This is a genomic window from Mycobacterium kyorinense (assembly GCF_001672775.1).
GTDB lineage: Bacteria > Actinomycetota > Actinomycetes > Mycobacteriales > Mycobacteriaceae > Mycobacterium > Mycobacterium kyorinense_A.
This window is the reverse complement of record NZ_LZKJ01000187.1, coordinates 1-10,860: the sequence shown is the minus strand read 5'-3', so window position 1 is coordinate 10,860 and position 10,860 is coordinate 1. Positions and strand designations below refer to the sequence as shown.

Genomic DNA, 10,860 nt, shown 5'->3' with positions numbered 1-10,860 from the left:
AACCACCACGACACGGCCACCGTCACGCAGACACGCCGCACGCAGCGCCCTCACGATGACACTGAGCACGCTCGCGGGAGAAGGGGGGTTAGATCCAGACGCCTTTGCCCACCGCGACGACTCCGCCCGCACTGATCGCGAAGCGTTCGCGGTCTTTCTCCAAGTCCACCCCGACCATCTCGCCCGGGCCGACGACCACGTTTTTGTCCAGGATCGCGTGGCGCACCACCGCCCCGCGACCCACCCGGGTGCCCGGCATGATCACGCTGCCCTCCACGATCGCGCCGTCGTCGACGACGACGTTCGACGACAGCACCGAATTGCGCACCGAGGCCGCCGAGATGATGCTGCCCGCGCCCACCACCGACTCCTGCGCGGAGCCGCCGTTGACGAACTTCGCCGGCGCCAGGTTTTCCGTTGCGCCGTGAATCGGCCAGCGTCGGTTGTACAGATTGAACACCGGATGCACCGATACCAGGTCCATGTGGGCGTCGTAGAAGGCGTCCAGCGTCCCCACGTCGCGCCAATAGCCCCGATCGCGATCGGTGGCACCGGGCACCTCGTTGTCGGAGAAGTCGTAGACGGCGGCCATCCCGTCGGACACCAGCCGCGGAATGATGTCACCGCCCATGTCGTGGTCGGAGTGGTCATCTTCGGCGTCGGCGCGGATGGCGTCGATGAGCACCTTGGTGGTGAAGATGTAGTTGCCCATCGAGACGAACGTGGCCTCAGGATCATCGGGCGTGCCCGGTGGCTCGGTCGGTTTCTCGACGAAGCTGCGGATGCGGCCCGACTCGTCGGCGTCCAGACACCCGAATGCGGTGGCCTCCGCGCGCGGCACCCGGATCCCGGCCACCGTCGCGCCCGCCCCGCTGCGAATGTGGAATCGCAGCATCTGCTCGGGGTCCATCCGGTAGACGTGGTCGGCTCCGAAAACCACGATGTATTCCGGATCTTCGTCGAAAATCAGGTTCATCGACTGGTAGATCGCGTCGGCGGAGCCGGTGTACCAGCGCGGGCCGAGCCGCTGCTGCGCCGGAACCGGGGTGATGTACTCGCCGGCCAGGCCGCTCAGCCGCCAGTTCTGTGAGATGTGCCGGTCCAGCGAATGCGACTTGTATTGGGTGAGAACACAGATCCGCAGGTAGCGGGCGTTGACGAGGTTGGACAGCACGAAGTCGATCAGCCGGTAGGCGCCGCCGAAGGGAACCGCGGGTTTGGCCCGGTCTGCGGTCAGCGGATACAACCGCTTGCCCTCCCCGCCGGCCAGGACGATGCCCAGCACGTGTGGCGCTTCCCTCATGGTTTCAAACCTATCGGCCGCTGAACACCGCTGCCACGTCAATCGCCTGATTGGCCTGCGTGGACGGGCTGTCTGTCAAGGTATTTGGCTCGGCGCCACGCGCCGCAACCGTTACCGTGCGGGGTATGCGGGTGGCGATGATGACTCGGGAATATCCCCCGGAGGTGTACGGCGGCGCCGGGGTGCACGTCACCGAACTGGTCGCGCAACTGCGCAACCTGTGCCGCGTCGACGTGCACTGTATGGGTGCGCCCCGGTCGGAAGCGTTCGTTTACCAGCCCGACTCGCGGCTACACGGCGCAAATCCGGCCCTGGCGACGCTGTCCGCCGACTTGGTGATGGCCAACGCCGCCGTGGACGCCGACGTGGTGCACAGCCACACCTGGTACACCGGCTTGGCCGGGCACTTGGCGGGGCTGCTCTACGACATTCCGCATGTGCTGACTGCGCATTCGCTGGAACCGTTGCGGCCGTGGAAGGCCGAACAGCTCGGCGGCGGCTATCGGCTGTCGTCCTGGGTGGAACGCACCGCCGTCAGCGCAGCCGATGCGGTGATCGCCGTCAGCTCTGGGATGCGCGACGACGTCTTGTCCACCTATCCGGCACTGGATCCGTCCCGGGTGCATGTGGTGCACAACGGTATCGACACCGACGTGTGGTATCCCGCCGAGCCGGAACCGGGCGAGTCGCTGCTGACCGAACTAGGGGTCGACCCGCGGCGGCCCACTGTGGCGTTCGTCGGGCGGATCACCCGGCAGAAGGGCGTCGGTCACCTGTTGGCCGCCGCCCACCGGTTCAGTCCCGAGGTGCAGGTGGTGTTGTGCGCCGGCGCGCCCGACACCCCCGAGATCGCCGCTGAAGCCTCGGCGGCCGTCGCCGAACTCGCCCAGCGGCGCCACGGCGTGTTCTGGGTCCGGGAAATGCTTCCCATCCCGAAGCTTCGTGAAATCTTCTCGGCAGCAACGGTTTTCGTATGCCCGTCGGTGTACGAGCCGTTGGGGATCGTCAACCTGGAAGCGATGGCCTGCGCGACGGCAGTGGTGGCCTCCGATGTCGGCGGGATACCCGAGGTGGTGGCCGACGGGGTCACCGGCTCGCTGGTCCACTACGACCCAGACGATTCAGCCGGTTACCAGCGCCGCCTGGCCGAGGCGGTCAACGCGTTGGTCGGCGACCCCGAGCGGGCGCAGCGCTACGGACAGGCCGGGCGGCAGCGGGCTATCGCGGAATTCTCCTGGGCGCAGATCGCCGAGCAGACGTTGGAGATCTATCAAAAGGTGGGTAGCTAGCGGCGGGCGCTCAGCTGGTGACGCCTTTGAGTTCGTCGCCGAGTGCGGCGGCTTCGTCGGGCGTCAGCTCCACGACGAGTCGGCCACCGCCCTCCAGCGGTACCCGCATCACGATGCCGCGCCCCTCCTTGGTCGCTTCCAGCGGACCATCACCGGTCCGGGGCTTCATCGCCGCCATCGAGTGCTCCCTCCAGGTTCGAGCTGGCCCGCCGTCACGGACCTGGTCGACGCCGGATACGCCCCGCCGTTCCCATATCCAGCGCTGAACTGCCAATTCACTCCCCTATTGTTCCCTATCGACACCGACGGGGTGTACAAGACCCGGCTGCGGGCCTACGCGGGCGTGTCTAACCCGCCCGTCGACGGCACCCAGCAGGTGCGCAGGTGGTCGTCGACCATCCCGGTCGCCTGCATCAAGGCGTAGGCGGTGGTGGGTCCCACGAACCGGAATCCGCGCCGCTTCAATTCTCGGGCCATCGCGGTGGATTCCGCAGTCGTCGACGGCACTTCAGAAGAGTCGGCGGGTCTTCGCGACGCGGGTCGCGGCGGCGGCGCAAACGACCACAACAGGTCGGAAATATCAACGTCGACGGCGGCGCGCGCGTTGGCGATCGTCGCCTCGATCTTGGCGCGGTTGCGCACGATGGATTCGTCGGTCATCAGCCGGGCCACGTCGGCATCGGTGTAGCGGGCGACGGCCTCGATGTCGAAACCGGAGAAGACGCGCCGGAAGTTTTCCCGCTTCTTCAGGATGGTCAGCCAGGACAGCCCGCTTTGAAACGCCTCCAGGCTCAGCCGCTCGAACAGCGGCACCCGGCCATACAGCGGCCGGCCCCATTCGTTGTCGTGGTAGTCGCGGTAGAGGTCCCCGATCGCCCAGCCGCAGCGGCTGCGCCCGTCGTCGATCACTCGGGGTCCTTCTCGGCGTCGGCTTGTCCGGCCTGCACCGAGGCGAGCTGCCCGCGCAACTGGTCGAGCTCCCGGCCGAGCCGGTCCAGTACCCAGTCGACCTCGCTGGTCTTGTAGCCGCGCAGCACCTGGCTGAACTTCACCGCGTCGACGTCGGCTCCGGTGACACCGGACGCCGGCAGCACCGTCGCGGTTGTCGCCCCGGGTAGCGGCGGCAGCTGCTCGCCGCGGCCGTACAGCATGCTGGCCACGCCGAACAGCACAATCGCCACCAGGATCAGCACCACTAGATACAGCAACACCAACGCCACGTCACCGATCCTGCCTTATCCCGGCCTTCTCAGCGCGGCCGCAACGTACTCATCGGCGGGCGGTCGGACAACGACACCGGCGACGTGCGCGGGCTGAACCCGTCACCGTCGACGAAGAACTGCGTCAGGCCCACCCCGGAATCGGGGATGCCGCAGCGGGACAGCAGCGTGGCCACCACCTGCCGGCTCATCGGGCCCAGCTCAGCGAGCGGCCGGTTGCGGTGTGCCCGTACGCCGAGGTTGACCTGGGCGATCGCGTCCAAACCCAGCCGGTCGTAGGTGTCGACCAGCAAGCCGATCTCCACCCCGTAGCCCGGCGCGAACGGCAACGACATCAGCAGCTCCCGTGTCGCCGCGTATTCGCCCCCCAGCGGCTGCAGCACCCGGCCCAGCTCAGGCCGCAGCGCCGCGAGCAGCGGTCGCGCCACCAGTTCGGTGACACGACCCCCGCCGGTGCCGTCGGTGTTGAAGGGCCGCCGGTAGAAGCTTTTGACCAGGTGGATGCCGTCGCCGGTGAGCAGCGGACCGACCAGCCACGGCACGAACATCGGGTGCGGGTCGATCAAGTCGGAGTCGACGAACACGACGATGTCGCCGCTGGTGGCCGCCAGCGAACGCCACAGCACCTCACCTTTGCCGGGACGCGGGGCGACGTCGGGCAGCGCTTGTTCGCGGGTGACGACGCGGGCGCCGGCGGCGATGGCGCGGATCTCGGTGTCGTCGGTCGAGCCGGAGTCCAGCACGATCAGCTCGTCGACCAGCCCGCCGAGCACCGGCGAGATGCTGTCGATGACCGATTCAATGGTGCTTTCCTCGTTGAGGGCGGGCAGCACCACCGAAATGCTGCGGCCGCCTTTTGCCGCCACCAGTTCGCCGACCGTTTTGGGTTGGCTCCAGCTGCGGTCGGGCAGCCAGGTGTCACCGGGCAGCGCCGCCAGGATTCCGTCGCCGACGAGATCGACCAGCTCTGTCATGCCAGTCCTCTCACGGTGCGCGTCGGCGGGCGCCGCCCTTGAATCGATGCCACCATCTCCAGCACCCGCCGGGTGGGGCCGACCTCGTGCACCCGAAACATCCGGGCGCCGGCCGCGGCGGCCAGCGCGGTGGCGGCCAGGGTCCCCTCCAGCCGTTGCGTCAGATCCACGCCCAGAGTCTCCCCGACGAAATCCTTGTTGCTCAACGCCATCAACACCGGCCAGCCAGTCTCCACAAGATCATCCACGTGACGCAACAACGCCAGCCCGTGGAAGGTGTTCTTGCCGAAGTCGTGGGTCGGGTCGATCAGTATCCGGTCGCGCTTCACCCCGGCGGCGACGGCTCGTTCGGCGGCGGCGGTGACTTCAGCGATCACGTCGTCGACCACGCCGCGGGTGCTCAGGCCGTAGCTGACCCGGAAGGGCCGGGTGCGCGGGGAGACGCCGCCGGTGTGTGAACAGACCAGGCCCGCGCCGAATTCGGCGGCCACGTCGGGCATCTCGGGGTCGACGCCGCCCCAGCTGTCGTTGATCAGGTCAGCACCCGCCCGGCAGGCCCGTCTGGCCACCGTGGAACGCCAGGTGTCGACACTGATCAGCTGGTCGGGATAGGTCTCGCGCAGCCACTCGATGAACGGCACCACCCGGGTGGTCTCGGTTTCGGTGTCGATGCGCTCCCCCGGCCCGGCCTTGACGCCGCCGACATCGACGACGTCGGCCCCGTCGGCGATGACCCGGTGCACGGCGGCTTTAGCCGCGTCGTCGCTGAACGTGGCCCCGCGGTCGTAGAACGAATCCGGGGTGCGGTTGACGATCGCCATGATCAGCGGACGGTTGGCCGCGACCGGGCGGCCGCACAGTGTTGACTGCACCCGTCTATGGTGCCCGCCCTGCTCACCGAGACTGCGCTCAGGGCAACCACACCCCCGACAGTCTCGACTGACGCGCCGCTAGCCGTGCGGTCGTTTACCGGCTGCGACCTCGTCGGGGTAGTCGTCGTAGAACGGTACGTAGCCGTCGTCGCGGCCGGCCAGCACGTACAGCGGGTCTTCGATGCCGGGGCCGTAGGCCTGCTCACGCAGATCCACCTTGCGGCTCTTGAAGGTCGTGGTGTGCTCCATGGACTCCACCACTCGGACGAACAGCGGCAGCGCATACCCCGGCAGCTGCTTGTAGAGGGTGCCGGCCAGCGCTTTCCCGTCGAACTCGGCGCCGTCGCGCAGCTTGACCGCGGCCATCCCCGCGCGACCGCCGGTGCGCGGGATTTCCACGCCGAAGACCGCGGATTCCTCGACCGACGAGTCGAGGCCCAGCGCCGCTTCCACCTGGGTGGTGGCGACGTTCTCGCCCTTCCACCGGAATGTGTCGCCAAGCCGGTCGACGAACGCGGCATGTCCCATGCCCTGCGGATTCATCACGTCGCCGGTGTTGAACCAGCAGTCGCCCTCACGAAAAGCGTTGCGCACCAACTTCTTCTCGCTGGCAGCAGGGTCGGTGTAGCCGTCGAACGGCTGCAGTTTGTTGACCGGGCTGATCAGCAGTCCGGGCTCACCGGGAGGGACCCGGCGCACCCGGCCGTTCTCGTCGCGCAGCGGGGCCCCGGTGTCGGGGTCGTACTCGACGTAGGCCAGCGGCAGCGGCGAGATCCCGGTCGTCTTGGGCACGTTGAAGATGTTGATGAACGCGGTGTTGCCCTCGCTGGCGGCGTAGAACTCACAGACCCGCTCGATGCCGAACCGGGTGGTGAACTCCTCCCAGATCTCCGGGCGCAGGCCGTTGCCGGCGATCAGCCGCACCTTGTGTGCGCGGTCGGTGGGCTTGGGTGGCTGGTTGAGCAAATAGCGGCAGACCTCGCCGATGTAGATGAACGCCGTCGCCTCGTAGGCGATCACCTCGTCCCAGAACTGCGACGCGGAGAACTTCTTACCCAGCGCCAGCGTCGCCCCCGAGTTGATCACCGACGCCACCGCGACCGTCAAGGCGTTGTTGTGGTACAGCGGCAGGCAGCTGTAGAGCGTGTCGCTGCTGTGCAGCCGCAGGCCCAGTCCACCGAAGGCGGCCAGCGCGGCCAGCCACCGCCGATGGGTCATCACGCTGGCCTTGGGGTGACCGGTGGTGCCGGAGGTGAAGATGTAGAAGGCGGTGTCCTTGGCCAGCACTGCCGAGGCCGACGGCGGATTGGCGGTGGGCGCGGTGGCGGCCAGCCGCTCCAGTTCCTCGATGGTCAGCGGCTCGGCGCCGGGGGCGCCGCATTCGCTGATGGGGTCGACCAGGTCGGACTCGGCAACCAGCACCTTGGCGTCCAGCAGGCCCAGGCTGTGGGCCAATACCTCGCCACGCTGGTGGTAGTTGATCATGCCCGCGACGGCGCCGCATTTGACGACGGCCAGCATCATCAGCACCGCGTTGGGCGAGTTGCGCAGCACGATCCCGACCACGTCGCCGTGGCCGACACCGCGGGCGGCCAGCACTGCGGCGTAGCGGTTGGCCGTCGCATTGGCCTCGGCGTAGGTCAGTTGCTGGTCACCGAATCGGAGGAAGACCCGGTCGCCGTAGCGGGCGGCCCGGTCCTGAAACACCTTGCCGATGGACGCCTTGGACGTGGGCCGGGCCAGCAGCCCGGTCAGCGCGCCGCGCACCATCACCGGCACGTCGGCTAGGAGGCCGGGCACCCGGCTTGCGATATCGACTAGCCCGACTTCGGACACGTGGCACCTCTCTAGGTTCGCCATTCCCACTGAACTTGGCGGCAAGCCTAGCCCGGTGACGATGCAGACCGCGGAGCGGTCTGAGGAGGAGCCGGGCCATCCAACCTAGCCCAGCGTGAACCTGAGTTCACGCTCGTCGACGAACGTGAACCTGGCTTCACGCTCGCGAGGTGGTCCCGGCGTGCTCAGCCGGGTGCGCAGGCGTCTAGGGCTGCGCTCACCTCGTCGACCACCACCAGCTTGTCCAGCGCGGCCTGAGCGACGTAGCCGGTATCGACCAGCCCGTAGAGCCAGGCCCGCAGCCCGTCGAAGTGCCCGCTCGGGTCGAGCATCGCCACGGGCTTGTCGTGCATACCGAGGTAGCCGGCGGTCCAGGTTTCGAACAGCTCCTCGAGCGTGCCGATGCCGCCCGGCAGGGCGAGGAACGCGTCGGCGCGGTCTTCCATGACCTGTTTGCGCTCCCGCATGGTGTCGGTGACGATCAGCTCGTCGGCGTCGGTGTCGGCGAGTTCACGGTGGACCAGCATCTTGGGGATCACCCCGACCGTCCAGCCGCCGCGGGCTCGGGCCGCGGTGGCCAGGGCTCCCATCGCCGACACGTTTCCGCCGCCCCACACCAACGTCCAGCCCCGCTCCGCGATCGCCTCACCGACCTCGGCGGCCAGGGCCAGCAATGCGGGGTGCGTCGGTCCCGAAGCGCAATACACGCACACCGCCCACGCTCCGGACCGCCCCATGCCGGAAAGGCTATCCGGCGGTGGCCGGGCACCGTAAAATCCGGCGGTGCCGATTCGGTGGAACGTCCCCCAACACGCGGCCGCATTGGACCAGCTGAAAACGGCACTGGACCGCGACGTTCCCGGGGCGCAGTCGGGGGCGGTGGTGCTGGGGCCCGACGGTATCGGCAAGTCCACGTTGGCCCGGTTGGCCGCCGAGCATGCCGTCGAACAGCACCCGGCCACGCTCACCCAGTGGGTGACCGGCACCCCGACCGAGCGCGTCGTGCCGTTCGGTGCCTTCAGCCATCTGATCGAGATCGCCGACATCGGCAAACCGGCCGCTCTGTTGCGCGCGGCGCGGCAATCGCTGGCCCGCGATGCGCAGGAGAGCGACCTTTTGCTGGTCGTCGACGACGCGCATCACCTGGACGTCCTCTCGGCCACGCTGGTCTACCAGTTGGCTCTGGCCGGGGCGGCCCGGATGGTGGTCACCGCGCGCGCCGACGCCGCCCCGCTGGCGATCGCCGCGCTGTGGACCGACAACCTGCTCGGGCGCATCGACATCGAGGCACCCGCCGGCGCCACGTCCTCCACCGAGGTCGACGCCTACCTCGACGAGCTGCCCGCCGGCGCCCGCTCGGTGCTCGACTATCTCGCGGTCCAAGAGCCGCTGGCGCTGACCGACCTCACCGCGCTGACCGACGACGGCGCTGTCGAGCAGGCCGTCGAACTCGGCGGGGCCGAGACCCGGGTGCGCGGCGGCCAGAGCGCGGATCCTGTCGTATACACCGCTCACCCGCTGTTCGCCGAACGTGCGCTGAGCGCTCTGGGCAGCCAGGGGGTGCGACGACTGCGCACCGACGTGGTGGCGGTGCTGTCGCGGCAACCGTCGACCCATGTCAGCGACCGGCTGCGGTTGGCGTCGCTGGCGGTGGACAGTGATGCGCCGCAGCCGGTCGACGAGCTGGTAGCGGCTGGACAGGAGGCGTTGCGGCTGGGTGACCTGCCGTTGGCCGCCCGGTTGGCCGGGTCGGCGGTCGACCGCGGCGCCGGGCTGCCGGCGCGGTTGGCGTTGGCCTACGCGCTGGCGTGGCAGGGCCGGGGGCGGGAGGCCGGCGCAGTGCTGGCCGCAGTCGATCCGGACACGTTGTCGGAGACCGAGTTGATGGCCTGGGCGCTGCCGCGGGCGGCCAACCAGTTCTGGATGCTCAGCGAGCCGGAACGCGCGACCACGTTCCTGCAGACCACCCGCAACCGGATCACAGCGGCGGCGGCCCGGGCGATGATCGACGGGCTGGCGGCCACCTTTGCCATGAATGCGGGTACGCCGCTGCGCGCCTTGCGCCTGGCCGACGAGGTGCTGGCTTCCCCGCATGCCGGCGACATCGGGTGGGCGGCTTCGGCTGCGGCACTGTGCTCGGCCCGGATCGGCCGCTTCGGCGACGTCGAGGCGCTCGCCGCCCGCGCGGTGGCCGCCGAGCACCCGGGCTTGTTGAGGTTCACCAGCGGGTTAGCCCGAGTCACGGCGCTGCTGATGGCCGGGCGGCTGGACGCGGCGCGCTCGTTGGCGCAGCGCCATACCGATTTCGCCGAGCTGCAGCAGCCGGGACGGGCGATCGGCGAGGTGCTGGTCGGGTACGTGGCGATTGCCCAGGGTGACTTCGACACTGCGGTGGCGCTGCTGGAGCCCGCGGCGGCCACGCTGGAGCGCACCGGCTATTCGTGGGGCCCGCTGTCGCTGTCCCTGCTCGCCCAGGCGCTGGGCCAGCAAGGCGAACAGCTTGCGGCGGCAAAGGCTTTCAGCCGAGCCGAGTCGCGGCACGGTCTGAAGTCGGCGCTGTTCGCTCCGGAGCTGGCCTTGGCCAAGGCATGGTCGAAGGCGACACGCGGCGACACCACCGGCGCCATCGTCGCCGCCCGGGAAGCTGTGCAGGCCGCCGAACGCGGCGGGCAGTCGGCGATCGCGCTTCGGGCGCTGCAGGACGCCGCCCGGCTCGGCGACACCAGCGCGGTGTATCGCGCCGAGCGCCTCGCGCTCGAAGTGGACTGTGTGCTTGGCCGGCTCACGCTGGCTCACGCCCGCGCGCTGGCAGCGGGTGATCCGGCCGCGCTGGCCGACGTGTCCGCCGACCTGGCCGATGCGGGGTTTCATCCGGCAGCCGCCGACGGCGCCGCGCAGGCCAAGCGCGCTCAGCTGGATAGGTAGCGGCGCAGCATGTCCACGGCGGCGGTGATCTGCTCGACCGGTACCCGCTCGTCGCGGCGATGGGCCACGTTGGGGTCGCCAGGGCCGTAGTTGACCGCCGGGATACCGCGGGCCGCGAACCGCGCGACGTCGGTCCAGCCGTATTTCGCCCGGACCTGCCCGTCGGCCGCCTCGACCAGCGCCTTGGCGGCGGGCTTGCCCAGACCTGGCAGCGCGCCGGCGGCGCAGTCCGTCTGTTCGATATCCACCTCGAGCCCGTCGAACACCTCGTGCACGTGTTGCAGCGCGGCGTCGGGCGAGCGGTCGGGGGCGAACCGGAAGTTGACCGTCACCGACGCCGCATCGGGGATGACATTGCCGGCCACGCCGCCGTCGATGCGTACCGCCGAGAGGCCCTCACGGTAGGTGCAGCCGTCGATGTCGACGTGGCGAGCCTGATAG

11 protein-coding genes are annotated in these 10,860 nt (G+C 69.2%); 2 read left to right on the top strand and 9 right to left on the bottom strand.

All coding sequences use genetic code 11. The features are described 5' to 3' along the window. Positions 1 to 88: 88 nt before the first annotated feature. Positions 89 to 1,303: a glucose-1-phosphate adenylyltransferase gene (glgC, locus tag A5707_RS20045; RefSeq protein WP_065016183.1), complete on the bottom strand. Its 1,215-nt coding sequence runs from the start codon at positions 1,301 to 1,303 to the stop codon at positions 89 to 91. A gap of 125 nt (positions 1,304 to 1,428) precedes the next feature. Between glgC and glgA the strand changes: the two genes are divergently transcribed. Further along, positions 1,429 to 2,592: a glycogen synthase gene (gene glgA, locus A5707_RS20040; protein WP_065016184.1), complete on the top strand. Its 1,164-nt coding sequence runs from the start codon at positions 1,429 to 1,431 to the stop codon at positions 2,590 to 2,592. A gap of 10 nt (positions 2,593 to 2,602) precedes the next feature. On the opposite strand, the gene A5707_RS20035 is transcribed toward glgA, so the two are convergent. The 7 genes from A5707_RS20035 to A5707_RS20005 all read right to left on the bottom strand — a co-directional run bounded on the left by A5707_RS20035 (position 2,603) and on the right by A5707_RS20005 (position 8,231). After that, positions 2,603 to 2,770 carry a DUF3117 domain-containing protein gene (locus A5707_RS20035; protein ID WP_003406247.1) on the bottom strand — a complete coding sequence of 56 codons (168 nt, stop codon included), beginning with the start codon at positions 2,768 to 2,770 and terminating at the stop codon, positions 2,603 to 2,605. Positions 2,771 to 2,925: 155 nt separating this feature from the next. Beyond that, complete coding sequence (locus A5707_RS20030; protein ID WP_065016182.1) at positions 2,926 to 3,501, bottom strand: DNA-3-methyladenine glycosylase I; 576 nt, start codon at positions 3,499 to 3,501, stop codon at positions 2,926 to 2,928. After that, positions 3,498 to 3,812, bottom strand: coding sequence for a DivIVA domain-containing protein (locus A5707_RS20025; RefSeq protein ID WP_065016181.1), 315 nt, complete (start codon positions 3,810 to 3,812; stop codon positions 3,498 to 3,500). The genes A5707_RS20030 and A5707_RS20025 overlap by 4 nt, the downstream gene beginning before the upstream one ends. Positions 3,813 to 3,841: 29 nt before the next feature. After that, complete coding sequence (locus tag A5707_RS20020; protein ID WP_065016180.1) at positions 3,842 to 4,786, bottom strand: glucosyl-3-phosphoglycerate synthase; 945 nt, start codon at positions 4,784 to 4,786, stop codon at positions 3,842 to 3,844. Further along, positions 4,783 to 5,607 (bottom strand): dihydropteroate synthase, encoded by an 825-nt coding sequence (folP, locus tag A5707_RS20015; protein ID WP_156658185.1) that lies wholly within the window; start codon positions 5,605 to 5,607, stop codon positions 4,783 to 4,785. The genes A5707_RS20020 and folP overlap by 4 nt, the downstream gene beginning before the upstream one ends. 129 nt (positions 5,608 to 5,736) lie before the next feature. Continuing rightward, positions 5,737 to 7,494, bottom strand: coding sequence for a long-chain-acyl-CoA synthetase FadD6 (gene fadD6, locus A5707_RS20010; RefSeq protein WP_419866454.1), 1,758 nt, complete (start codon positions 7,492 to 7,494; stop codon positions 5,737 to 5,739). A 185-nt stretch (positions 7,495 to 7,679) separates the two neighbouring features. Next, a complete protein-coding gene (locus A5707_RS20005; RefSeq protein ID WP_065016177.1) occupies positions 7,680 to 8,231 on the bottom strand; it encodes a TIGR00730 family Rossman fold protein in 552 nt (183 codons plus the stop codon). Between the two features lie 46 nt (positions 8,232 to 8,277). Here A5707_RS20005 and A5707_RS20000 point away from each other — a divergent pair, with 46 nt between their 5' ends. After that, positions 8,278 to 10,419 carry an ATP-binding protein gene (locus tag A5707_RS20000; RefSeq protein ID WP_065016176.1) on the top strand — a complete coding sequence of 714 codons (2,142 nt, stop codon included), beginning with the start codon at positions 8,278 to 8,280 and terminating at the stop codon, positions 10,417 to 10,419. Here A5707_RS20000 and A5707_RS19995 read toward each other — a convergent pair. After that, positions 10,404 to 10,860 (bottom strand): M20/M25/M40 family metallo-hydrolase (locus tag A5707_RS19995; protein ID WP_156657716.1); only part of this gene is annotated, 457 nt, incomplete at its 5' end. The genes A5707_RS20000 and A5707_RS19995 overlap by 16 nt on opposite strands.